Source organism: Brevibacterium atlanticum, assembly GCF_011617245.1.
GTDB lineage: Bacteria > Actinomycetota > Actinomycetes > Actinomycetales > Brevibacteriaceae > Brevibacterium > Brevibacterium atlanticum.
In genome coordinates, this window is sequence record NZ_CP050152.1 from 1,877,088 (window position 1) to 1,901,438 (window position 24,351).

Genomic DNA, 24,351 nt, shown 5'->3' on the forward strand with positions numbered 1-24,351 from the left:
AATGAACTACCCCAGACACCAGTGGCAGGGCGTCGTCGAGGAATACCGCAGCCTTCTCGACATCTCCGAGACCACCCCCGCAGTCACTCTCGGTGAGGGCGGCACCCCACTGATTCGAGCGGAGAAGCTCAGCGAGGTCACGGGCGCCCAGGTGTGGGTGAAGTACGAAGGGCTCAACCCGACGGGATCGTTCAAGGACCGCGGGATGACGATGGCCATCACGAAGGCCGTGGCCCACGGGGCCAAGGCCGTCATCTGCGCATCGACGGGCAACACTTCGGCCTCGGCCGCGGCCTACGCGACGAAGGCAGGACTGACGTGCGCGGTGCTCGTGCCCACGGGCAAGATCGCTCCGGGCAAGATGAGCCAGGCGATCGCCCACGGTGCCACGCTGCTCGAGGTCGACGGCAACTTCGACGATTGCCTGACCCTGTGCCGCAAACTCTCCGAGTCCTACCCCGTCCACCTCGTCAACTCGGTCAACCCCGACCGCATCGAGGGCCAGAAGACCGCGTCCTTCGAGGTCGTCGACGTGCTCGGAGACGCTCCCGACATCCACGTCCTGCCCGTGGGCAACGCCGGCAACATCACGGCCTACTGGAAGGGCTACAACGAGTACCGCGAGCTCGGCGTCGCGACGAAGCTGCCGCAGATGTGGGGCTTCCAGGCCGCCGGCGCCGCGCCGCTCGTCCTCGGCCATCCCGTCGACGAACCCGATACGATCGCCACCGCGATCCGCATCGGCAACCCCGCCAGCTGGACTCAGGCCGTCGCCGCCCGTGAGGACTCCGGCGGACTCATCGAATCGGTCACCGACGATGAGATCCTCGCTGCCCACAAGTTCCTCTCCCGCGAAGAGGGCATCTTCGTCGAGCCCGGATCGGCCGCCTCGGTGGCGGGACTGCTGAAGAAGGCGGAAGCCGGCAGCATCCCCGCGGGCGCGACGATCGCCGTGACCGTCACCGGACACGGGCTGAAGGATCCCTCCTGGGCCCTGCACACCACCGACGGATCCGAGATCGAACCCGTACGGGTCTCGGTCGACGCCGTCAGCGCCGCCCGTGCCCTGGGCCTCGAGGACAGCTGAGCGTGCGCCTGCGACTCGAGGTCCCGGCCACCTCGGCGAATCTGGGACCGGGATACGACGCCTTCGGCCTCGCGCTCGACATCGTCGACACGCTCACCCTGAGCGTCCACGACCACCCCGTCGACCCTGCCGGATGCGTCACCGTGACGGGGGAGAGCGCCGACGGTCTGCCGCGCGACCGCACCCATCTCGTCATGCGAGTCTTCGCCGAGGTCTTCGCCGCAGAATTCCCCACTGCGGACCCAGGACTGCTCGACCGCATCGCCCTCGACTGCGTCAATCGGATCCCGCACTCACGCGGCCTGGGCTCCTCGGCGGCAGCGGTAGTCGCCGGAATCGCATTGGCGGCTGAACTCGGGAACTGGGCGACCGGGGAAGAACTCACTCGCGAACGCATCCTCGAGATCGCCACGGACTACGAGGGCCATCCCGACAATGCGGCCCCGGCGATCTTCGGCGGATTCACGATCTCCCTCTCAGGTCCGGCCAGGTCCTGGCAGGTACCCGTGCGCACGCTCGACGCGGTCACGGTGCTCGTGCCGTCGGTGCGCCTGGACACGGACATCGCCCGGGGCCTCATCCCCGCGGAGATCGCTCACCAGGTCGCGGCGGAGAACTCCGCCCGCGCGGGGCTGCTCGTCCACGGACTCCTCAACGATGCCTCGGCGCTGTTCGCGGCCACCGACGAACGGCTCCACCAGGAATTCCGGCGCAGCGCCTATCCGGAGTCCATGGCGCTCGTCGACGCCCTGCGCGCCCACGGTCTGCCGGCGGTGATCTCGGGGGCCGGCCCCACGGTGCTCGTGCTCGCGAACAACGTCCCCGACACGGCGGTACCCGACGGCGTCGTGTCCAGGCGGACCTTGATTGACCTCGACGGATATCGGGTGTTCCGAGAAAGTTGACGAAACGATTCGCATCATCGTCGACGAACAAGTAGACTGACGGTGTTCCGACGTGCACGGCTTCCCGCTGTTCTTCACAGGTCCGATGCCGATGTCATACATTCCGGAACATCTCCTGCTCATTCTTTTGCAGGTTTTCTTTCACAACGCACCGTCAATGGTGTTTCCGTCGCCGTGAGCAAACGGCACATGCCGCACGGCCGAAAGAGGGAGAAGGACCTTCGTGTCTGAAACCACCACTCACGATTCCACGCCGCGCAGCGGCAGCCTCACTGCGCTTCGGCTGCCCCAGCTCCAGGAAATGGCAGCAGGCCTGGGAATCAAGGGTTACCGTCGACTTCGCAAGAGCGAACTGATCGACGCCATCAACAGCCATTCGGGCGGATCGGGCGCTTCTGCCCCCGCCGAGAAGAAGTCCGCCGCTTCCGCCGCTCGCGGAAAGTCAGCGGAGAAGAAGGACGAGGCCAAGCAGGAACCGGCGAACCGTCGCTCCTCGCGTCGGGCCGCGCCCGCCGAGTCCGAAGATGCTCCGGCACTCATCGTCGAACCGCGCACCGAGGCCCCCGCCGCCGGCGAGGCCGCCCCCGAGAAGTCGGCGGCGGAATCTCACGAGGACAAGGACGGCGACCAGGACCGTCAGCGCTCCCGCCGGAACCGTTCGCGCTCACGCGGATCCGATCAGAACGAGTCCCGCGAGCAGGATGACTCGTCCGAGCGTTCGGGCCGCCAGGATCGAGGCGGTGACCGTGAGAACCGCAACGGACGCGACACCGATCGCCGCAACCGGCAGAACGACCGCGACGGCAGCGACCGCGATGACCGCAGTGGCAATGACCGCAGCGGCAGCGGCAGCAACCGGGACGATCGCAATGATCGCGGCGGAAATGACCGTGACGACCGGGGTGGCAACGACCGCCGCGGTCGTGAGGATCGCGGCAACCGCGGCGATCGCGACAACCGGAACAACGGCAACAACGACCGTGACAATCGTCGCGGCCGCAACAACAACGACGATGACGACCGCGGCAACCGCCGCGGACGCGGGCGGGACCGGAAGCGTCGCGGCCGCGGCAACGACGAGCCGGACATCCGTCACGACGACGTGCTCATCCCCGTCGGCGGCATCCTCGACGTCCACGACAACTACGCCTTCCTCCGCACCTCCGGCTACCTGCCGGGCCCGAATGACGTCTACGTCTCGGCCTCCATGGTGCGCAAGAACGGCCTGCGCAAGGGCGACGCCGTCGCTGGTGCGATCCGTCAGCCGCGTGAGAACGAACAGCGGGGCAACAAGCGTGAGAAGTTCGATGCGCTCGTCCGCCTCGACTCCGTCAACGGTCTGAGCGTCGACGACGCTCGCTCGCGTGTCGAGTTCTCCAAGCTCACCCCGCTCTACCCGCAGGAGCGACTGCGTCTGGAGACCACGTCGAAGCTGCACTCGACGCGTCTCATCGACCTCATCACGCCCATCGGCAAGGGACAGCGCGGACTCATCGTCGCACCCCCGAAGGCGGGCAAGACGACGATCATGCAGCAGGTCGCGAACGCGATCACCGAGAACAACCCCGAAGCGCACCTCATGGTCGTCCTCGTCGACGAACGTCCCGAGGAAGTCACCGACATGCAACGCGCGGTCAAGGGTGAGGTCATCGCCTCGACCTTCGATCGACCCGCCGACGACCACACGACGATCGCCGAACTCGCCATCGAACGGGCCAAGCGCCTCGTCGAGATGGGCTCGGACGTCGTCGTTCTGCTCGACAACATCACCCGCCTCGGCCGCGCCTACAACATCGCGCAGCCGGCTTCGGGCCGCATCCTCTCCGGCGGTGTCGACGCGAACGCACTCTACCCGCCGAAGAAGTTCTTCGGTGCCGCGCGCAACATCGAGGGCGGCGGTTCGCTGACCATCCTCGCCACCGCGCTGGTCGAGACCGGTTCGAAGATGGACGAGGTCATCTTCGAAGAGTTCAAGGGCACCGGCAATATGGAGCTGCGCCTGAGCCGTCAGCTCGCCGACAAGCGCATCTTCCCGGCCATCGACGTCAACGCGTCGAGCACCCGCCGCGAAGAGATGCTGATGACGGGCGAAGAGACGAAGGTGATGTGGCAGCTGCGTCGACTCCTCTCGGGTCTCGAGCAGCAGCAGGCCGTCGAACTGCTCATGTCCAAGCTCAAGGAGACCGGCTCGAACGCCGAGTTCCTCATGCAGGTTCAGAAGACAACGCCTCTGCCGAAGTCCTCGACCGACAACAACTGAGATGGCCGATTCCACCCTCACGGCCAGCGTCAGCGCTCTGCTCGATGAGCATGCGCGGGTGCAGGAGGAACTCTCCGATCCCGCCGTCCACGCTGACGCCGGCCGGGCCAAGAAGCTGACCAGGCGGTACGCGGAACTCAATAGGGTCGCCGAGGCCGCCCGGCGCTTCTCCCAGCTCGAGGCCGACCATTCGGCCGCCCTCGAGCTGGCCGAGGACGATGCCGACTTCGCCGCCGAGGCGAAACGGCTCTCCGCGGAGATGTCTGCCCTCGAAGGTGAGCTCAGAGACCTCCTCGTCCCGAGCGACCCCGATGACGCCCGCGATGCGATCATCGAGATCAAAGCCGGTGAGGGCGGCGAGGAGTCCGCACTGTTCGCCGGCGATCTGCTGCGGATGTACCAGCGGTGGATCGACTCGCGCGGCTGGTCGAGTCAGCTCCTCGACGCCACTCACTCCGACCTCGGCGGCTACAAGGACGTCACCCTGGCCGTGAAGGCCAAGGATGAGGGAGCGTACGGCTGGTTGAAGTTCGAAGGCGGCGTCCACCGGGTCCAGCGCGTACCTGTCACCGAGTCCCAGGGCCGCATCCATACCTCCGCCGCCGGAGTCCTCGTCTTCCCCGAAGTCGACGAGCCCGAAGAGGTCCACCTGGACGAACACGATCTGCGCATCGACGTCTACCGCTCTTCCGGGCCGGGCGGACAGTCGGTGAATACGACGGATTCGGCCGTCCGGATCACCCACCTGCCGACCGGGATCACGGCGAGCTGCCAGAACGAGAAGTCCCAGCTGCAGAACAAAGAGGCCGCCATGCGCATGCTGCGCGCCCGGATCCTGGCCAAACAGGCCGAGGAGGCCGCAGCCGAGGCCGCCGATATCCGCCGTTCGCAGGTGCGCACCGTCGACCGGTCCGAGCGCATCCGCACCTACAACTTCCCGGAGAACCGGATCACCGACCACCGCACCGGGTTCAAGGCCTACAACCTCGACCAGGTGCTCGCCGGAGAACTCGATCCTGTCATCGGATCCTGCCGCGACACCGACAAGGCCGCGCGCCTCGACGCCCTGGGGGACTGAACTGGACACCGGACAGTCTGCACGCGTGAGCGCTCTGCTTCGCGGCGCCGTCGCACTGCTGCGCGAGGCCGAGGTCCCCGCACCGGAGGCCGACGCTTCCGCACTGCTCGCTCACGCATGGGGCATCGATTCAGCGACGCTGAGCCGCCGTCGGCTCTTCGACGAGGCGGTGCCGGCCGAGATCACTCGAGTCTTCGCCGAACTCTGTGAGTCCAGGCGGCAGCGGATCCCCCTGCAGCACCTCACCGGAATCGCCCACTTCCGACACCTCGAACTGCAGGTCGGACCGGGAGTGTTCGTTCCCAGACCGGAGACCGAACTCCTCGTCGGCGCTGTCCTCGACGAACTCGCCGACCATCACGGACCCGGCCGGCCGTTCGTCATCGACCTGTGCTCGGGATCAGGCGCGATCACGCTGGCACTGGCCACCGAGTCCGAGGGCGTCGACGTCCTCGGCATCGAACGCGAACCCGCGGCCCTGGAGTGGTCGCAGACGAACCTGGGGAGGGTCAGCCTCGGCGAATCGACTGTCGAATTCCTCCCCGGCGACGCGACGACGATCACACAGAGCCATCCCGAGCTCATCGGACGGGCCGATGTCGTGGTGACGAACCCGCCGTATGTGCCGGATGCGGCGATCCCGAGGGATCCCGAAGTCGCCGAACACGATCCCGCGGCCGCGCTCTACGGCGGCAGCACCGGACTCGAGATTCCAGCTCTCATCATCGCCGAGGCCGCTGCGCTGCTGCGACCCGGGGGCCTGTTCCTCATGGAGCACGGTGAGGAGCAGGGGCCCGGAACACGCGAACTGTTCGATGCCACGGCCAGTCTGAGACAGGCTGCGACCTACCCGGACTACACTGGACGCGACCGCTATACGGTCGCTCGCCGTGCGGCGAGCGACGGCTGTTGACCGCTCAACCACTGCCCAGAGATTCGAAACGGAGAACTCGTGTCGAGACGATTCGACGTCAGCCAAGCCGATATCCGCGACCTCGTCTTCGACGAGTGTGCGCGTGTGGCCGACACGGGCAGTCTGCTCGTCATCCCCACTGACACCGTCTATGGGATCGCCGCAGATGCCTTCAGCGCCTCCGCAGTGGCGGCGCTGCTCGCCGCCAAAGGGCGGGGGCGAGATATGCCTCCACCGGTCCTCGTTCCACGGGCGGAGACGATCTTCGGTCTGGTCGACGGCGTCGGTGAGACTCTGCTGGCACTGACCGCCGAATTCTGGCCCGGTCCGCTGACGATCATCGCGAACGCGCAGCCCTCGCTCGACTGGGACCTCGGCGACACCCACGGAACCGTGGCCGTGCGCATGCCCGACGACGAATACGCCCTGGCCCTGCTCGCCCGGACCGGACCTCTGGCCGTCTCGAGTGCGAACATCTCCGGCCAGCCGGCCGCCCAGACCGCCGACGACGCGCAGGACATGCTCGGCGACGACGTCGACATCTACGTCGACGGGGGAGTGCGCGAGTCGGGCATGTCCTCGACGATCATCGACCTCAGCGGGGACACCCCGCGCATCGTCCGACGCGGACCGATCACGGTCGATCAGCTGCGCGAGATCGTCCCCGACCTCATCGACCTGGACGGCTGAGTGCGCGCCTACCTGTTCATCCTCATCGTCTCCGCCCTCGTGGCGTACCTGCTGACCCCGATGGTCAAGCGGGTGGCCGAACGGGGGCGGATCTTCTCACCTCTGCGTGCCCGCGACGTGCATTCCGTCCCCACGCCGAGGCTGGGCGGAGTCGCGATGTTCGGTGGGCTGATCGTCGGCCTCGTCTTCGCCTCCCAGACGCCGTTCCTGCAGCGGATCTTCGTCGAACCCGGTCCGATCATCGGCATCGCCGGAGCCGCTGGGCTCCTCTGCCTGCTCGGCGTCATCGACGACATCTGGGACCTCCATTGGATGGCCAAGCTCGCCGGACAGGCGCTGGCCGCCGGCTTCATGGCGATCAAGGGCGTGGCGTTGCTGTCCATCCCCTTCGGCGGGGTCATCATCGGCTCCCCGCGGATGTCGCTGATCATCACCGTCCTCGTCGTCCTCGTGACGATCAACGCCGTCAACTTCGTCGACGGACTCGACGGACTGGCCGCCGGCGTGGTCGCGATCGGCGGCATCGCGTTCTTCATCTACTCCTACTGGCTCGCCCGCGACGCCTCACCGGAGTCGTATGCCAACCTCGCCTCGCTCATCATCGCGATCCTCGTCGGAGCGTGCCTGGGATTCCTGCCGCACAACTTCAACCCCGCGCGGATCTTCATGGGCGATTCGGGGTCGATGCTCATCGGCCTGCTGCTTGCCGCCTCGACGATTCGGGTGACCGGTCAGGTCGATCCTGCCCTGATCGGACAGGAGAGGGCTTTCGCCACCTTCATGCCGATCATTCTCCCGATCGCAGTGATGTTCCTGCCGCTGCTCGACCTGGGGCTGGCGGTGGTGCGCCGTCTGCGGGCCGGCCAGTCGCCGTTCTCCGCCGATGCCAAGCACCTCCACCACAGGATGCTGCGGCTCGGTCACTCACACGCCCGTGCCGTGCTCATCCTCTACACCTGGACCGCGCTCATCGCCTTCGGCTCGGTGCTGCTCCTCTTCAAAGGGTGGTTCTTCGTCGCGTGCGTCATCGGCGGCCTCGTTGCGATCACCCTGATCTTCACGTTCTACCCCCTGCGAATGCGTCAGAAAGCCAGAGAGGAAATCTCGTGACAGACCCGACACCGCGACCCGAGACCGAAGTCGAAGCCGCTTGGACCAGGGTCTGGAGGACGCTGCTCGTACGCGGCATCGTCCTCGTCATCGTCGTCGCCGCGCTCGGTATGGGCATCGGCTGGCTCGCCGCGGGAGCGCCCGGCCTCGTCGGGGGAGCCGTGGGTGGGGGACTGGCCGCGGTCTTCATCGTCATCACCCTGGTGACCATGTATCTGGGCCGGAATATGGGACTGACGACGATCGCCGGACTGCTCGGCGTCGGCTTCCTGTTCAAGGCCTTCATCTTCATGATCGTCATCTGGCGGATCAAGGACGCGACGTGGCTCGACGGAACCACGGCGTTCCTGACTATCGTCGTCGCCGTGCTCGGCAGCTCCATCGTCGAGGCGGTCACCGTCGTCAAAGGGCGCGTGCCCTATGTCGATCCGGAGGCGAAGTAGAGGGTTCGGCACCGGGCTCGTTGGGGCTCGAACAGCCGATCAGATGACGCATCGGTCACACACCCGCTGCCCTCGTCGACCGAGTGGTGACGTGTTGGATAAAATCGCTGACAGAAATTGCACAGAGAAGCCTGATGAATTTGTCGGTGACTCTCTACAATTGGTAGAGTAGTTGCGGTGCTAGGGCGCGAGTTCGCCCTCTGTCGCTCCTGAACCAAAAGCCGTGCGTCGACTGCGCGGCCAAGGCCAGGCCATCAAGGCCCTTGACCATGGGAGAGAAATAACAACGTGGGAACACTCAACGCCGCGAACACAACGATCAGTGCTGCTGAAGGCGGCTTTCACGCGCCATCGATGGCGGAATTCTTCCCGGCGGCTTTCCTCTTCGAGGGCACCCCATTCGAGATGAACCGCGTGATGGCCATCCGCATCCTCGCTACGGTGGCTGTCGTCATCCTTCTCGCGGTGTGGGCCAAGCGCATGAAGCTCATCCCGAGCCGTTTCCAGTCGGCGATGGAACTCGCCATGGAGTTCGTCACCGTCGGCATCGCCGAGGACACGATGGGCAAGGACAAGGCGAAGAAGTTCATGCCGCTCATCGTGGCGATCTTCTTCGGCATCCTGTTCTGGAACGTCACGAAGCTCATTCCGTTCCTCAATATGCCCGGCACTGGTGTCATCGGACTGCCGATCGTCCTCACCCTCGTCGTCTATGTGACCTATCACTGGGCAGGCATCGCCGAGAAGGGCCTCGGCCGCTACCTCAAGGATTCTCTGATCCTTCCCGGCGTTCCGCCGGCCATGCACATCCTGCTCATCCCGATCGAGTTCATCACGAAGTTCGTCACCCAGCCGTTCACGCTGGCGATCCGACTCTTCGCGAACATGATGGTCGGCCACCTGCTGCTCGTCCTCTGCTTCTCGGCGACCAGCTTCTTCCTCTTCGATGCGTCGAACGGGTTCCAGTTCTTCTCGATCCTCACCTTCGCTGGAGGAATGTTCGTCTTCCTTCTCGAGATGCTGGTCGTCGTCCTGCAGGCGTACATCTTCGCCCTGCTCGCCTGCGTCTACATCAATGCCGCTATCTCGGACGACCACTGAGATAGCTCCCAGAACCGTAACTCACGAGTTGCACGGTCGGGCCAACCACCCGACTCCATTATGAAAGGAAAAGCATCCTATGGATATGCTCGCCGAAGTGTCAGGTAGCGTTTCGACGATCGGTTACGGCCTCGCGGCCATCGGTCCCGGTATCGGTGTCGGTATCGTCATCGGCAAGACCATCGAGGGAACCGCTCGTCAGCCCGAGATGGCAGGCGCCCTGCGCGGAAACATGTTCCTCGGTATCGCTCTGATCGAGGCCCTGGCCCTCATCGGTATCGCCACCCCGTTCTTCCTGCCCTGATCTCGAAGAGGACTGAAAGATGACTCCGGTTACCATCGTCGCGTCCGAGGAGAACCCGCTTCTCCCCGCGCTGTACGACATCGTCTGGAGTGCCGTCTGCCTGCTGATCGTCTTCCTGGTTGTCTGGAAGTACGTCCTGCCGGCCTTCAACAAGACCCTCGACGAGCGCGCCGAGCGCATTCAGGGTGGCATTGAGAAGGCCGAGAAGGTTCAGGCCGAAGCCGATCAGGCTCTGGCCGAGTATCAGAAGCAGCTCGCCGACGGTCGTGCAGAGGCTGCACGACTGCGCGCCGAGGCTCAGGAAGAGGGCGCTCAGATCATCGCCGATATGAAGGCTCAGGCTCACACCGAGGCTGATCGCATCATTGCAACGGCACAGACCCAGATCGACGCCGAACGTCAGGCTGCCATGGTGCAGCTGCGTTCCGAGGTCGGCGCCTTGGCCACGGACCTGGCTTCGCGGATCGTCGGAGAGTCGCTCACCGATGATCAGCGCTCGGCCAACGTGGTTGATCGCTTCATCGCCGATCTCGAGTCCGACTCCTCCGCACAGCCGGTCAAGGGGGCGTGATGCTCCAGTCGAGCAGACTGTCCCTGCAGGCCGTTCTCGAAACCGCCAACTCCGAGATCTCGGCGGGCGACGCCCGAGGCATCGGTGAAGGCACACTCGCCGTCGTGGGAGTGCTGGCGGAGAACGTCGGTCTGCGCAAGGCCTTGGCGGACTCGTCCGAGTCGGCCGAGAAGAAGCAGCAGCTGCTGCGGACTCTGTTCTCGACTCGGACAGCCGATGCGGTTCTGCGCATCGCGGATGCGGCCGTCGGCCAGCGCTGGGCTCGTACCCAGGATCTGGTCACGAGCCTCGAGGTCGCAGGCGTGACCGCCGTGGCAGCCGCTGCCCAGGCCAATGGCGAACTCGGTCAGGTCGAAGAGGAAGTCTTCCGCTTTGCGCGCCTGCTCGAATCGGAGCACGAACTCGCTCGTGCACTCGATTCGGACGCGCCGGCGGAGACCAAGCGGAGCCTTGTCTCCGATCTGCTCTCCGGCAAGGCCAGCCCCGACACCATCACCCTGATCGTTCAGGCGGCACTGCATCCGCGCGGCCTCCGCGTGGCGACCGCGCTCGATCAGTACAGCGACATCCTCGCGGCCCGGCAGCAGCGCTCGGTTGCGGACGTCACCGTCGCCAAACCGCTGACCGAGGCCCAGACCGAGAAGCTGCAGTCGGCGCTGTCGGCGAGCTACGGTCGTGAACTCGTGCTCAATGTCCAGGTCGACCCGAGTGTCCTTGGGGGAGTCCGGGTCCAGGTGGGCGACGAGATGATGAACTCCACCGTGGCCGATCGACTGGCCGATGTGCAGCGCAAGCTCGCAGGTTGACACAAGTGGCCGGCTCCTCCGGCATAGGCGGCCCACCGGTCGTCGGACGCAAGATTTGAGTAAAGGAAGCAGGGAAACCAGATGGCGGAACTGACAATTCGCCCGGAAGAGATCCGGGACGCTCTCGGGAAGTTCGTTGATTCGTACAACCCGGAGAGCTCGGAGAAGACCGAGGTCGGCAAGGTCGTCACCGCTGGTGACGGCATCGCCCACGTCTCCGGTCTGCCCGGAACCATGGCCAACGAACTCCTCCGTTTCGAGGACGGCACCCTGGGCCTGGCCCAGAACCTCGACGAACGGGAGATCGGCGTCGTCATCCTCGGTGAATTCTCCGGAATCGCCGAAGAACAGAACGTCTACCGCACCGGCGAGGTCCTCTCGATCCCGGTCGGCGAGGGATACCTCGGTCGCGTCGTCGATCCGCTGGGTCGTCCCGTCGACGGTCTCGGCGACATCGAAGCCGACGGTCGCCGTGAGCTCGAGCTCCAGGCCGCAGGCGTGATGGATCGCCAGGAAGTGCGCGAGCCGATGCAGACGGGCTACAAGAGCATCGACGCGATGATCCCGGTCGGACGCGGACAGCGTCAGCTGATCATCGGCGACCGCAAGACCGGTAAGACCGCTCTGGCCATCGATACGATCATCAATCAGAAGGCCAACTGGGAGACCGGCGACCCGAAGAAGCAGGTCCGCTGCATCTACGTCGCGGTCGGCCAGAAGGGTTCCACGATCGCTGGAGTCCGCCGTTCCCTCGAAGAGGCCGGCGCGCTCGAATACACGACGATCGTGTCCTCGCCCGCTTCCGACCCCGCTGGCTACAAGTACCTGGCGCCCTACGCCGGTTCTGCCATCGGTCAGCACTGGATGTACGACGGCAAGCACGTCCTCATCGTGTTCGACGACCTGTCGAAGCAGGCCGAAGCCTACCGTGCAGTGTCGCTGCTTCTGCGTCGTCCGCCGGGCCGCGAGGCCTACCCGGGTGACGTCTTCTACCTGCACTCGCGTCTGCTGGAACGCTGCGCGAAGCTCTCCGACGAGCTCGGCGGCGGTTCGATGACCGGTCTGCCGATCATCGAGACCAAGGCCAACGACGTCGGCGCGTTCATTCCGACCAACGTCATCTCGATCACCGACGGTCAGATCTTCCTCCAGTCGGACCTCTTCAACGCCGGTCAGCGCCCCGCTGTCGACGTCGGTGTGTCCGTTTCCCGCGTCGGTGGCGCCGCACAGACGAAGGCGCTCAAGGGCGTCTCAGGTACGCTGAAGATCTCGCTGGCCCAGTACCGTTCGCTCGAGGCATTCGCCATGTTCGCCTCGGACCTCGACGAGACCACCAAGCGCGATCTCGCTCGCGGTGCACGTCTGACCGAGCTGCTCAAGCAGGGCCAGTTCGCTCCGATGCCGTTCGAGAAGCAGACCGTGTCGATCTTCGCCGGTACCAACGGGTACCTCGACGAGATCCCCGTGGACGATGTGCTGCGCTACGAATCCGAGCTGCACGACTACATCGAACGCAAGACCGGTATCTTCACGACCATTCGTGAGACCCTCAAGCTCGATGACGACACCACCGAAGAGCTCAAGTCGGCTCTGGCCGGATTCTCCGAGGAGTTCGTCAGTTCGGACCAGGGTGGATCGAAGGCCGGCAGCGAAGACACCGCCGCTGCCTCCGCGGATGATGTCGAGCAGGAGCAGATCGTTCGGCAGAAGCGTTGAACCTGTTCCGTAACGGCGAAAGGAAGAACTGATGGGAGCCCAGCAGAGGGTCTTCAAACAGAAGATCCGCTCGACTCAGTCCTTGAGGAAGATCTTCAAGGCGATGGAGCTCATCGCTGCTTCGCGGATTCAGAAGGCCATCGCCCGCTCGCAGGCGGCGAGCCCGTATGCGAACGCCCTGACCCGCGCGGTCTCGGCGGTCGCAAGCGAGTCGAACGTCGATCACGTGCTCACCACGGAATCGGAGAACGTGCAACGGGCCGCAGTGCTCGTCATGGGACCCGACCGTGGGTTCGCAGGAGCCTATTCCGCGAACCTCCTGCGCGAGGCCGAAGAGCTTGTCCGGCTTCTGCATGAAGAAGGCAAGGACGTGAGGCTGTTCACGGTCGGCGGCAAGGCGAAGAACTACTACACCTTCCGCGATCGTCCGATCGAACGCGCCTGGACCGGCTTCTCCGAGAACCCGACCGCCGAGGTGGCCAGGGAGATCGGTGAGGCACTGTTGGAGGACTTCGATCCGGAGAATCCTGACGCAGGTCTCGACGAGATCTACATCGTCTTCACGAAGTTCGTCTCGAGCGTCAATCACGATCCCGAGTACCGGCGCCTTCTGCCGCTCGAGGTCGTCGACGCCGACGAGGCGGCCACGGGTGGAGCGGCCGAGTCGACCGATGATGCTGCTGCATTCCCTCTCTATGAGTTCGAACCCAGCGCTGAGGCCGTCCTCGACGCATTGCTGCCGCGGTACATCGATTCGCGCATCCTTTCGGCTCTGCTGAGCGCATCGGCATCCGAGCAGGCTTCGCGCCAGGCCGCGATGAAGACGGCCACGGACAATGCGGACGATCTCATCAAGACCTACACCCGGTTGGCCAATACGGCCCGCCAGGCGGAAATCACCCAGGAACTCACCGAGATCGTCGGTGGGGCGGATGCCCTCGCGGCATCGGCAGCCGGCGACTGACCGGCGAGAGCAGAGAGAAAGAGACCATGACTGCCACAGCAACGGAAACCTCTCCGGCACAGGGCACCGCCCTCGGTCGGATTTCCCGAGTCATCGGCCCGGTTGTCGACATCGAGTTCCCGCTCGACTCCGTGCCTGAGATCTACAACGCACTGACCACCTCGGTGGAGCTGTCCGAAGGCACGCGCAAGCTGACCTTCGAGGTCGGCCTCCAGTTGGGCAACGGACTCGTCCGAGCCGTGTCGCTGCAGCCGACCGACGGCCTCGTCCGTGGTCAGGAAGTCGTCGACACCGGTGCACCGATCTCGGTGCCCGTCGGTGACGTCACCAAGCACCACGTGTGGAACACCACCGGTGACTGCCTCAACCTCGCCGACGGCGAGGAGCTCGAGATCTCCGAGCGCTGGCCCATCCACCGTCCGGCACCGGCCTTCGACGAGCTCGAGTCGAAGACCGAGATGCTCGAGGTCGGCATCAAGAGCATCGACCTCCTGACCCCCTATGTCCAGGGTGGAAAGATCGGTCTGTTCGGCGGCGCCGGCGTCGGCAAGACCGTGCTCATCCAGGAGATGATCTTCCGCATCGCTCACAACCACTCGGGCACCTCGGTGTTCGCCGGTGTGGGTGAGCGTACCCGTGAGGGCAACGACCTCATCGTGGAGATGGACGAGGCGGGCGTGTTCAAGGACACCGCACTGGTCTTCGGACAGATGGACGAGCCTCCAGGCACCCGTCTGCGCGTGGCCCTGGCGGCCCTGACCATGGCGGAGTACTTCCGCGATGTGCAGAACCAGGACGTGCTGCTGTTCATCGACAACATCTTCCGCTTCACCCAGGCCGGCTCCGAGGTCTCGACCCTGCTGGGTCGCATGCCCTCCGCCGTGGGCTACCAGCCCAATCTGGCTGACGAGATGGGTCTGCTGCAGGAACGGATCACTTCGACGCGTGGTCACTCGATCACCTCGATGCAGGCGATCTACGTTCCCGCCGATGACTACACCGACCCCGCTCCGGCCACGACGTTCGCGCACCTCGATGCGACCACCGAGCTCAGCCGTGACATCGCTTCACGCGGTCTGTATCCGGCGATCGACCCGCTGGCATCGTCCTCGCGCATCCTCGATCCGATGATCGTCGGTGACGAGCACTACCGCGTGGCCAACGAGGTCAAGGCGATCCTGCAGAAGAACAAGGAGCTGCAGGACATCATCGCCATCCTCGGTGTCGACGAACTCGGTGAAGAGGACAAGCTCGTCGTCCACCGTGCCCGCCGCATCGAGCAGTTCCTCTCGCAGAACACCTACATGGCTGAGAAGTTCACTCAGGTTCCCGGTTCGACCGTGCCGCTGGCCGACACGATCGAAGGATTCTCGAAGATCTGCTCCGGCGAGGTCGACCACATCCCGGAGCAGGCGTTCTTCAACGTCGGCGGCCTGGACGATGTGATGCGCAACTACGAAGAGATGCAGAAGTAAGCCATGGCGACACTCGAAGTGAATGTCGTGGCTGCCGATCGCGAGGTGTGGGTCGGTGAGGCCAAGCGCGTCATCGCCCGCACTCTCGATGGCGAGATCGGCATCCTGGCAGGTCATGAGCCTGTCCTGGGTGTCGTCGCCGATGGCGAGGCGCGGATTCTCACCACCGGTGAGGAGACCATCAGGGTCAAGGCCGATGGGGGTTTCCTCTCGGTGGAGAACAATCGCGTGATCATTGCCGCTGATCAGGCCGAACTTCTCTGATCTGCACGTTACACTGGCAACCGTGAACCCTTCTGTCCTGCTGATCGTTCTGCTCTCATTGGTAGGACTCGCGCTTGCTCTGATCGTCGTCGTGACGATCCGACGTAGGTCGATCTCGAAGCTCTCGGGTGCTTTCGACTGTTCCATCAACGTGGGCGAGGAGTATTCTTCTCGCCCACGTTGGCGTTTGGGCGTCGCAGTGTTCTCGGTGGCGTCCCTGGACTGGTACCCGGTCTTCGCCCTGACACGCCGGGCGGCATTCCGGCTGCCGCGGGCCGACCTCGACATCCTCGTGCGTCGCAAGCCGACCTCGGGGGAGCAGTATTCCGTTCTGCCCGATGCCGTCGTCGTTGACTGCTCCTACGGCAAAGCAGACGGTCGTCCTCGCTCGGTGTCGTTGGCGATGGATACCGAGTCGCTGTCCACGATGGCCTCGTGGCTGGAGTCCTCACCTCCAGGTTTCAACCCGACGATGGGACGTTTCACCTAATGGATGTCTTCCGTTTGACAGGTCCGACGCGTCTGCGCGGTGTCATCGACGTCAGGGGCGCGAAGAACAGTGTCCTCAAGCTCATGGCGGCCAGCCTGCTGGCAGTCGGTCGGAGCACGATCACGAATGTTCCGGCGATCCTCGATGTGAGGATCATGGTCGAACTCCTCGTGCGGCTCGGGTGCGAAGTCGACTACGATTCCGATGCTGGTGTCGTGAGCATCGATGTGCCCGAAGAGGTCGGGATCCAGGCGGATTACGAACTGGTCCGCGCAATGCGGGCGTCGATCTCCGTGCTCGGTCCGCTGACCGCACGGATGCGCGCAGCTCACGTTGCCCTCCCCGGCGGCGACGCCATCGGTTCGCGCGGCCTCGACATGCACCAGGCCGGGCTCGAGGCCCTCGGCGCCGAGGTGCATCTCGATCACGGCTACTTCGTCGCCGAAGCTCCCGACGGTCTGTGCGGAACCGAGATCGTCCTTGAATTTCCCTCGGTGGGAGCCACCGAGAACCTCGTCATGGCCGCCACGCTGGCGCACGGTTCGACGACGATCTCGAATGCGGCCCGCGAACCCGAGATCGTCGACATCTGCACGATGCTCGTCGAGATGGGCGCGGACATCGACGGCATCGGAACCTCTGAACTCACGATCACCGGTGTCTCGGATCTGCGACCGGTGACGCACCGCACGGTCGGCGACCGCATCGTTGCGGGGACATTCGCCTTCGGCGCCGCTCTCAGCGGCGGCGACGTCACCGTCCGCGGAGTCGGACTCGATCTCATGCCGAACATCGGACTCAAGCTCAGGGATTCCGGGGCGAGCGTCGACGACCTCGGGGAGATCAGCCTCGGCGATGGCACCATCGGACAGGGATTCCGCGTCGTCGGAGCCGAACGCCCGCACGCGATCAGGGTCGCGACCATGCCGTTCCCTGGATTCCCCACCGATCTCCAGCCATTCGTCATCGCTCTCAACTCGGTCTCCGACGGCATCGGACTGCTGTCGGAGAACCTGTTCGAGGCACGGTGGCGGTTCGTCCAGGAGATCGCCCGCCTCGGTGCGAAGGTGCGCATCGACGGCAACCACGCGCTCGTGACCGGCAGTGAGAGCCTCTCCGGTGCCGAAGTCGAAGCCTCGGACATCCGCGCCGGTGCCGGACTCGTCATGGCGGCTCTGCGCGCCGGGGGAGTGACCGAGGTGTCGGGCATCGACCACATCGAACGCGGTTACGAGAACTTCGTGCCCAACCTGCGCAGCCTCGGCGTCGATATCGAACGCGTGGAGAAGCGCGACGTCCTCAGCTTCGAATAGCCCACCATTTTCGCCCCGGCAACCTACGATCCGTCTCGAACCGAACCTGCCCGACGGCGTCGGCCCGCAGCCAACTTTCCCGGCACCGGCGCGATCGTCCACGCAGCGCTCGTTCAAGCCGGCGCTCTTCTGTCTAGACTTCTTTTGCTCGTTCAAGACGTACCGCGTCTGTGGAACGGTGGACGGCTCGTCAAGTGCGCTCGGCCTTGAATGAGGTTTGACGACGGCCACATCTGAACCTGCAGACTGCCTTCAAGCGCCGTCTCATCTGCTCGCGGGCCGGAGAATTCGCCATCTGTGCGCACGAGTCGACGGTTATCCACAGGACGGAATCTCGGGGTGGCCTCGACAAGGTCTGGTCGCTCATGCTTGGTGGCATGTATGGATGTCTGACGACGGCCGCTCTCAACGCCGCGGGGTGGGACTGTCATCGAATCAAAACGGCTGAGCGATGCTGTCTGCGGCGTCTGGAGCGTGGGCGATACCTCGTCGCGTCGGTGTGTGACAAGCCGGAACACAGTTTCGTCGCTGCGATCGCCGAGGCGGCGACGACCACTCTGCCCAAGGAGACGAGGGGCCAGCGCAAGCGCGCAGAGGATCTGAGGATCCTGCTCAGGTCATATGTCGATCGCATTCCTCAGGACTCGGTGTTCTCCCATCGCAGCGCACTCGTCGTCCACGGCCTTCCGATTCCGTATCTCGAAAAGGGTGAGGTGTTCGCCGAATCCGTCAACCCTCGCTACGGCGTGCGACTGGCGAACATGCTGGTCAGGCGCCGAGCGCTGGACTCCGGTACACATGAGATCGTCAATGGGATTCCGGTCACGACCGTGCTTCAGACGGTGCACGACATCGCTCGCGACTGCCCGCTGGCATTCTCCGTGGCAGTGCTCGATTCGGCGGTGCGTGAGTCGGTCCTGACGCTCGGCGAGATCCGGACCCATTTCGAGTCTCACCCGGTTCGCACCGGCACTCGGAAGATGCTCACCGCCCTCGACAACGTCGACGGTCGCCGGGAGAGCGTGGCGGAATCGATCTGCGCGGTGCGCTTCGTCGAGCATTCGATGTCCGGATTCGAACCGCAGGTCGACATCTTCGACGAGAGCGGCAGACATCTGGCACGGACCGATTTCGCCGATGTCCACGCGAAAGTGATCGCGGAGGTCGACGGAGCGGCGAAGTATCACCTCGACGGAGCCGATCCACAGCAGTCGTTCGAACGCGAGAGGAGTCGCGAGTATGCACTCCGCAACGAAGGGTGGATGGTCTTTCGCATTCGCTGGAGCGAGCTGTTCTCCGCCGGTGTCTTCCTGCGCATCAAAGAAGCTGTGCGGCGGCGCATGGTCGTCGACGAACGACGGCAGCGGGAAGTGTGATCCCCGGTCTCGCTCAAGGCGGACAGCACCTGTGGACCGGAGCGCGACTCGACAGAGGTGTTCCGCCTTGAACGACCGCAGAGACGTGCGCGTACAGGCGACGGATGCGCGTGGCCTTGAACGACGGCAGAAACCCCACCGAGGCGGGGCGAACTATCCGGTCAGAACAGGCGCGAGTCCGGGTCGTCCATACCCCGCAGCGCGTCGTAGTCGAGGACGACGCAGCGGATGCCCCGGTCCTCGGCGAGCGTACGTGCCTGGGGTTTGATCTCCTGAGCTGCGAAGACCCCTTCGACAGGGCTGAGCAGGGGATCGCGGTTCATCAGCTCGAGGTAGCGCGTGAGCTGTTCGACTCCGTCGATGTCTCCGCGACGCTTGATCTCGATCGCTACCGATCTCTGGACATGATCCTTGGCCAGGATGTCGACGGGACCGATCGCCGTCATGTATTCGCGACGCACGAGGCTGTAACCGGTGCCGAGTGTCTCGATATGCTCGGCCAACAGCTCCTGCAGATGCGCCTCGACGCCGTCTTTGACCAGTCCGGGATCGACACCGAACTCGTAGCTGTCATCGGAGATCACTTCGGCGATGGAGATGATGAGACGGTCCCCGGTCTTCGTCTGGGAGACCTCCCACAACTCGGTCAGACCCGCGGCCGTCTGCTCGGCGTCCGGCTCGAGGTGCCGGATCGTGCACGGGGGAGTCATCCAGTTGAGCGGTTTGTACGAACCGCCGTCGGAATGGATGAGGATCGACCCGTCTGCCTTGAGCATGATGAGGCGGGTAGCCATCGGAAGGTGGGCGGTCAGACGACCGGCATAATCAACGGAGCATTCGGCAATGACAAGACGCACGCGCTTCAGCCTACGTGAGACAATGGGCCAATGCCACGATCTTCATCCTCGCGTCGCACGAACAAATGGCAGCGGAGTCCCAGAGACCTCTCCGATGCGGTGTCCGGGATGCGCACGAGCCGCTCGCTCTCGGACGGGACATGGTCGGTGCAGACGGTGCGAGGCAGCGATTCCGGCAAGGTCTACGTCTGCCCCGGTTGCGGACGTGAGGTCAGTGCGGCTTCGACTCACATCGTCGCGTGGCGGGAGGAAGCCAGGCACGGAGTGGAGATCGGAGTCGACAGCCGGCGGCACTGGCATTCGCGTTGTTTCGATCGTTTCAGGTGATGAGCACGGCCGACGGGGCCTGACCGCGACGCAGCGAGTTCGTGAGTGACGAGGTGGGCCCACGAGTTCACGAACGGCGCGATGATTTCCCGAAGGACCGAGTGGGCCGACGTACGACTCAGCGCAATGACGAAGGGACCCGCGAACGGGTCCCTTCGGACTATTCAACCCTCAGCGATGCGAGCGCCGGCGATGCGATCGCCCGGCGCTCAGCGCAGCGAGTTGCGTGATCGTGTCGTCTTCGAGCTGCCGTTCTTCGAACCTGACACCTGGGCATCGATCGAGATGGTGTCCTCGTCGGTGGCTCCATTGGGCAGGTTCTCGCCCTTCCCGCTCTTGTCAGCGGATTCATCAGAGGCTTCAGCGGACTCACCGTTCGCCTCAGCGGACGTCGAGTCCGCGGTTGCGGAATCGGACGAGGCCACCGAATCGGTCGACTGGGCGCCGGAGGCCTGCGCCTTGGCACCTGCCGTCTTCGCATCGGCTTCGCCGGCCGTCGCGCCGGCGGAGTCCTTCGAGTCCTTGGTGCTCTTGTCCTGGTGTCCCTGTGACTTCGCGACGTTCTGACCGGTCGTGCCGGTCTGAGCGTTCTGCGAACCCGCGGACTCGGTGCCGACGGCAGCGGACTCGGCGGACGCGTCGCTCTTCGCAGCGGAGTCGCCCGATGAGGCAGCGGTCGATTCGGAGTCTCCTCCGTCGGACTCGGCGGGGTCGTCGGCCAGCAGGTCCTCGAGCTCCTGACCATCGGCGATCTGTTCGGTTGCGTGGGCGGCCGACTCGGCTTTCGCCGGATCGATGCTGTCGCCACCCATGACACCTGGCATGGCGAACAGCGAACGCAGCTGATCGAGCTGTGCCGTGATGGTCTTGCGCTGCTTCGTGAGCAGATCCACCTGAGACTGAGCGGAAGCCACATTGCGCTTGGCTTCGGCGGCCGACTCCTCGATGGTGGCCTCTGCGGTGGCGCGAGCCTCGGCGATGAGAGTCTGGGCGCGCGACTTTCCGTCGGCGATGATCTCGTCGGCCTTCTTCACGGCGTCCGTGCGCGTGGCCTCCGCGCGCTCCGCCGCCTCCTTGGCCTCGGCATCGGCCTTCGCGGCGCGTGCCTGGGCATCATCGATGAGCTTCTTGTTCTCGGCCTGTGCTTCTTCGTAGCGCTTCTTACGTTCGGATTCGGCGTCCTTGCGCTTGGCCGCGAGCTCGACGTCGAAGTCGTTGCTGGCCTTCTTCGAAGCCTCATCGCGGGCCTTCGCGGTGGCGAGGAGTTCATCGGCCTGAGCCTGCGCGGTCGCCACGGTCTCTTCGGCCTCGGCTTTCGCCGCGGCACGCAGATCGGCGCCTTCCTTCTCGGCGGTCGCACGCAGCTCGGAGAGTTCGAGGTCGAGGCTCTCGCGGGCCTCCTTGGCCGAAGCGGCGTTGGCCTCCCGGGCCTGGTTGGTCTCCCGCTCGGTCGTCGCCTTGAGCTCGGCGGCGCGCTTCTCTGCGGCCTTGACGGTCTCCTCGGCACGCAGCTCGGCCGAGGAGATGATCGCATCGGCCTCGGACCGCGCATTCGACAGGGTGTCATTGCTCTCGGTGTGCATCCGAGCGCGAGCGGACGCCGCCTCGGCGCGGGCCTTGTTGCGAATGGTCTCGGCATCGGAGTTGGCCTGGGCCAAGGTCTCACGGGCCTGGGATTCGGCGATCTTGAGCAGGTGGTCGATGCGGCTGCCGGGAGGACCCGAGGCCTCGGCATTGTCGTTCGCGGCCTTCTTCAGCTGGGCCTTCGCCTCCGAAAGCTCACCGGCGATCTGCAGCTTCGCCCGGTCGGCATTGATGACCTGACTCCGCGCATCCGCCAGCGCTTTGCGGACCGATTCGACCTCGGTGCGCAGCTGCTGCAGGCGCGAATCGACTTCACTCTTTTCGTAGCCGCGCATCGCTGTGCGGAATTCTTCGGTGGGCGTCACTGAAGCGAACTCCTGTCGTCTGGGAGGGGTGATCTGGGCTGTCCTCGTCCTACTCTAACGGAGACTCCATGAGTGTTGGGTGCGAATGCTCGACAGTGGTCAGAAGCGATCGAAGGCGTAAGACGGGACCCCGTGACCGAGGCCACAGTCTCCTCGACTACGCTGGGTGGTATCGATGACCACACGTGCCGGGATCAGGTTTCCGGCGCGCGGATCCGAGGAGGAACAATGGCAGACGCAGTGATCGTCGCCGGAGCGCGCACACCATTCGGACGGCTGCAGGGAGAGCTGTCGAAACTCAGCGCTGTCGAGCTCGGCGGAAACGCCATCGCCGGGGCGCTGGAGCGTGCCGGCATCAAGGGCGACGACGTCGACTACGTCATCATGGGCCAGGTGCTCCAGGCCGGAAACAGCCAGGGACCGGCACGGCAGGCGGCCGTTGCCGGCGGCATCCCCATGTCGGTGCCTGCCGTGACCGTCAACAAACTCTGCCTGTCGGGCATCAACACGATCACCCAGGCTGCCCAGCTCATCCGCGCCGGTGAGTACGACGTCGTCGTTGCGGGCGGACAGGAATCGATGAGCCAGGCCCCGCACATGCTCATGAAGTCGCGTTCGGGGTATAAGTACGGCGATGTCGTCGCCAAGGACCATATGGACTACGACGGACTCTGGGATGCGTTCACCGATCAGGCGATGGGCGGTCTGACCGAAGACGCCAATGCCGGAGACCGTGAGTTCTCCCGCGAGGAACAGGACGCGTTCTCCGCTCGTTCACACCAGCGTGCGGCCCGGGCGCAGCAAGCCGGTGCCTTCGATGACGAGATCGTCCCCGTCACCATCGCCTCGCGCAAGGGAGACGTCACGGTCTCGGCCGATGAGGGGGTGCGAGCGGAGACGACCGTCGAATCACTGTCCAAGCTGCGCCCATCGTTCCGCAAGGACGGAACGATCACCGCCGGCAATGCCTCGCAGATCTCCGACGGTGCGTGCGCCGTCGTGGTGATGTCTCGTGAGAAGGCCGAGGAGCTCGGCGCGCCGATCCTCGCGGAGATCCGGTCCCACGCCTGGACGGCGGGACCCAATTCGACCCTGCAGCACCAGCCCTCGCAGGCGATCAAGGCCGCCGCCGAGCGCGAAGGCGTGGCCGCGGACTCCTTCGACCTCTACGAGATCAACGAAGCGTTCGCCGCCGTCGGCCTGGCCAGTTCGAAGGACCTCGGCGTCGACGAGGAGAAGGTCAACGTCAACGGCGGCGCGGTGGCCCTCGGCCACCCCATCGGCGCCTCCGGGGCGAGGATCGTGCTCACCCTTGCGCTCGAACTCCAGCGCCGAGGTGGAGGCTCTGGAATCGCCGCCCTGTGCGGAGGCGGAGGTCAGGGCGACTCGCTCATCGTCGCCGTTCCGCCGCAGGCCTGAGGCTCACCTCGGGAGGACGGTGCCGTCGGCATCGTCCTCCCGAGGTGACCGGGGTCGGCACCGCGGGGGACCGTTCTGGTTCCCCGACTCCACAGAAGAAGGAGAGACACCATGCTCGCAGCATTCTCAGTCGCCCCCAGCGGGGGAGAGGGTTCGGATGCATCGGTCCACGACGCCGTGGCAGCGGCCGTGGACATCGTCCGCCGTTCCGGGCTGCCGCACCGCACCGATGCGATGTTCACGACGATCGAAGGCGAATGGGACGAAGTCTTCGCCGTCATCAAAGCGGCGACCGATGCCGTCGGGGAATTCGGCACGAGGGTGTCGCTCGTGGTCAAGGCGGATATCAGGCCGGGATACACCGGGGAGCTCGACGGCAAGCTCGAACGCCTTGAGAAGGCGATCGAGGCCCGCGGCGAGGACTGAGCCTGATTTTCAGGCTTTTCACAGTGACGAGGCTCACGCTGAGGACTACCCTTTTTTCCAACGGGACAAAGGAGATGAACTATGAACGGTGCCAAGTGCTTCTCGATCGCTACGGGCCTGACCCTGTTGGCTCTGCTGGGCTTCATGCTCGCAGGATTCTTTCCGATCATCGTCGACTTCGCGTTCGGCATCGAAGCCGTCGCAGTGATCCTCGCTCTGACCGGTGTCGCAGTGGTGTCCTTCGTGACTGTGCGCAAAGCCCTCGAGCAGGCGGCGCGCCGCTACTGACCGACCGATTTCAGCGTTGAGCCCCGGTTCGTGAGCGCGGACTCAGAGAGTCCCGCTCCGTCCGGGGCCGCTTTCTGTTCTTCCGCGGCCATCGGTTACGATGTGTGAGCCTCCGTAGCTCAGTCGGATAGAGCAACCGCCTTCTAAGCGGTAGGTCGCGGGTTCGAGCCCCGCCGGGGGCGCTTCTCATGCGTGGAATTTCTCAATCGTTCTGCTCCC

Annotated in this window: 24 protein-coding genes and 1 tRNA gene; 23 read left to right on the forward strand and 2 right to left on the reverse strand. The window is 64.9% G+C overall.

From position 1 onward, the window contains the following. The first annotated feature begins 1 nt into the window (after position 1). From thrC to GUY23_RS08395, 19 genes are all read left to right on the forward strand, one after another. Complete coding sequence (gene thrC, locus GUY23_RS08305) at positions 2 to 1,087, forward strand: threonine synthase (RefSeq protein ID WP_166971379.1); 1,086 nt, start codon at positions 2 to 4, stop codon at positions 1,085 to 1,087. Positions 1,088 to 1,089: 2 nt separating this feature from the next. Next, positions 1,090 to 1,992, forward strand: a complete 903-nt coding sequence (thrB, locus tag GUY23_RS08310) for a homoserine kinase (RefSeq protein WP_228282804.1) — start codon at positions 1,090 to 1,092, stop codon at positions 1,990 to 1,992. Positions 1,993 to 2,215: 223 nt separating this feature from the next. Further along, entirely contained in the window at positions 2,216 to 4,252 is a 2,037-nt protein-coding gene (gene rho / locus GUY23_RS08315) for a transcription termination factor Rho (protein ID WP_166971381.1), read from the forward strand. Position 4,253: 1 nt separating this feature from the next. Continuing rightward, a complete protein-coding gene (prfA, locus tag GUY23_RS08320) occupies positions 4,254 to 5,330 on the forward strand; it encodes a peptide chain release factor 1 (protein WP_166971383.1) in 1,077 nt (358 codons plus the stop codon). 25 nt (positions 5,331 to 5,355) lie between these two features. Continuing rightward, positions 5,356 to 6,243: a peptide chain release factor N(5)-glutamine methyltransferase gene (prmC, locus tag GUY23_RS08325; protein WP_166971385.1), complete on the forward strand. Its 888-nt coding sequence runs from the start codon at positions 5,356 to 5,358 to the stop codon at positions 6,241 to 6,243. A 39-nt stretch (positions 6,244 to 6,282) separates the two neighbouring features. Next, complete coding sequence (locus GUY23_RS08330) at positions 6,283 to 6,933, forward strand: L-threonylcarbamoyladenylate synthase (RefSeq protein WP_166971387.1); 651 nt, start codon at positions 6,283 to 6,285, stop codon at positions 6,931 to 6,933. After that, positions 6,934 to 8,043: an MraY family glycosyltransferase gene (locus tag GUY23_RS08335; protein ID WP_166971389.1), complete on the forward strand. Its 1,110-nt coding sequence runs from the start codon at positions 6,934 to 6,936 to the stop codon at positions 8,041 to 8,043. Beyond that, complete coding sequence (locus GUY23_RS08340) at positions 8,040 to 8,486, forward strand: hypothetical protein (protein WP_166971391.1); 447 nt, start codon at positions 8,040 to 8,042, stop codon at positions 8,484 to 8,486. Before GUY23_RS08335 ends, GUY23_RS08340 begins: the two co-directional genes overlap by 4 nt. 354 nt (positions 8,487 to 8,840) lie before the next feature. Next, the gene (atpB, locus tag GUY23_RS08345) at positions 8,841 to 9,587 is read left to right on the forward strand and encodes a F0F1 ATP synthase subunit A (protein WP_166971393.1); all 747 of its coding nucleotides are present in this window, start codon (positions 8,841 to 8,843) and stop codon (positions 9,585 to 9,587) included. A 79-nt stretch (positions 9,588 to 9,666) separates the two neighbouring features. Next, positions 9,667 to 9,891: a F0F1 ATP synthase subunit C gene (atpE, locus tag GUY23_RS08350; RefSeq protein WP_166971395.1), complete on the forward strand. Its 225-nt coding sequence runs from the start codon at positions 9,667 to 9,669 to the stop codon at positions 9,889 to 9,891. Between the two features lie 19 nt (positions 9,892 to 9,910). Beyond that, positions 9,911 to 10,462 carry a F0F1 ATP synthase subunit B gene (locus GUY23_RS08355; RefSeq protein WP_166971397.1) on the forward strand — a complete coding sequence of 184 codons (552 nt, stop codon included), beginning with the start codon at positions 9,911 to 9,913 and terminating at the stop codon, positions 10,460 to 10,462. Continuing rightward, on the forward strand, positions 10,462 to 11,268 hold the full coding sequence (locus GUY23_RS08360) for a F0F1 ATP synthase subunit delta (RefSeq protein ID WP_166971399.1): 807 nt from the start codon (positions 10,462 to 10,464) through the stop codon (positions 11,266 to 11,268). Before GUY23_RS08355 ends, GUY23_RS08360 begins: the two co-directional genes overlap by 1 nt. An 81-nt stretch (positions 11,269 to 11,349) precedes the next feature. Continuing rightward, on the forward strand, positions 11,350 to 12,984 hold the full coding sequence (atpA, locus tag GUY23_RS08365) for a F0F1 ATP synthase subunit alpha (protein WP_166971401.1): 1,635 nt from the start codon (positions 11,350 to 11,352) through the stop codon (positions 12,982 to 12,984). 31 nt (positions 12,985 to 13,015) lie between these two features. Then, on the forward strand, positions 13,016 to 13,948 hold the full coding sequence (locus GUY23_RS08370) for a F0F1 ATP synthase subunit gamma (protein WP_166971402.1): 933 nt from the start codon (positions 13,016 to 13,018) through the stop codon (positions 13,946 to 13,948). Positions 13,949 to 13,974: 26 nt separating this feature from the next. After that, the gene (gene atpD, locus GUY23_RS08375; protein ID WP_166971404.1) at positions 13,975 to 15,423 is read left to right on the forward strand and encodes a F0F1 ATP synthase subunit beta; all 1,449 of its coding nucleotides are present in this window, start codon (positions 13,975 to 13,977) and stop codon (positions 15,421 to 15,423) included. A gap of 3 nt (positions 15,424 to 15,426) precedes the next feature. Continuing rightward, positions 15,427 to 15,687, forward strand: coding sequence for a F0F1 ATP synthase subunit epsilon (locus tag GUY23_RS08380; protein WP_166971406.1), 261 nt, complete (start codon positions 15,427 to 15,429; stop codon positions 15,685 to 15,687). A gap of 22 nt (positions 15,688 to 15,709) precedes the next feature. After that, positions 15,710 to 16,177, forward strand: coding sequence for a DUF2550 domain-containing protein (locus tag GUY23_RS08385; RefSeq protein ID WP_135538628.1), 468 nt, complete (start codon positions 15,710 to 15,712; stop codon positions 16,175 to 16,177). Beyond that, positions 16,177 to 17,490, forward strand: coding sequence for a UDP-N-acetylglucosamine 1-carboxyvinyltransferase (murA, locus tag GUY23_RS08390; protein ID WP_166971408.1), 1,314 nt, complete (start codon positions 16,177 to 16,179; stop codon positions 17,488 to 17,490). Before GUY23_RS08385 ends, murA begins: the two co-directional genes overlap by 1 nt. Before the next feature lie 497 nt (positions 17,491 to 17,987). Beyond that, positions 17,988 to 18,866 carry a hypothetical protein gene (locus GUY23_RS08395; protein ID WP_166971410.1) on the forward strand — a complete coding sequence of 293 codons (879 nt, stop codon included), beginning with the start codon at positions 17,988 to 17,990 and terminating at the stop codon, positions 18,864 to 18,866. A 161-nt stretch (positions 18,867 to 19,027) separates the two neighbouring features. Here GUY23_RS08395 and nucS read toward each other — a convergent pair whose 3' ends face one another. Together nucS and GUY23_RS08405 are read right to left on the reverse strand one after the other, a co-directional pair. After that, on the reverse strand, positions 19,028 to 19,723 hold the full coding sequence (nucS, locus tag GUY23_RS08400) for an endonuclease NucS (RefSeq protein ID WP_166971412.1): 696 nt from the start codon (positions 19,721 to 19,723) through the stop codon (positions 19,028 to 19,030). A gap of 536 nt (positions 19,724 to 20,259) precedes the next feature. Then, complete coding sequence (locus GUY23_RS08405; RefSeq protein ID WP_166971414.1) at positions 20,260 to 21,999, reverse strand: cell division protein; 1,740 nt, start codon at positions 21,997 to 21,999, stop codon at positions 20,260 to 20,262. 228 nt (positions 22,000 to 22,227) lie between these two features. Here GUY23_RS08405 and GUY23_RS08410 point away from each other — a divergent pair, with 228 nt between their 5' ends. The 4 genes from GUY23_RS08410 to GUY23_RS08425 all read left to right on the forward strand — a co-directional run bounded on the left by GUY23_RS08410 (position 22,228) and on the right by GUY23_RS08425 (position 24,314). Further along, entirely contained in the window at positions 22,228 to 23,418 is a 1,191-nt protein-coding gene (locus tag GUY23_RS08410) for an acetyl-CoA C-acetyltransferase (protein WP_166971416.1), read from the forward strand. Between the two features lie 111 nt (positions 23,419 to 23,529). After that, on the forward strand, positions 23,530 to 23,844 hold the full coding sequence (locus tag GUY23_RS08415; RefSeq protein WP_166971418.1) for a thiamine-binding protein: 315 nt from the start codon (positions 23,530 to 23,532) through the stop codon (positions 23,842 to 23,844). Positions 23,845 to 23,925: 81 nt separating this feature from the next. Continuing rightward, entirely contained in the window at positions 23,926 to 24,132 is a 207-nt protein-coding gene (locus GUY23_RS08420; protein ID WP_166971420.1) for a hypothetical protein, read from the forward strand. A 108-nt stretch (positions 24,133 to 24,240) separates the two neighbouring features. Continuing rightward, a tRNA-Arg gene (locus GUY23_RS08425) sits at positions 24,241 to 24,314 on the forward strand. Positions 24,315 to 24,351: the final 37 nt, after the last annotated feature.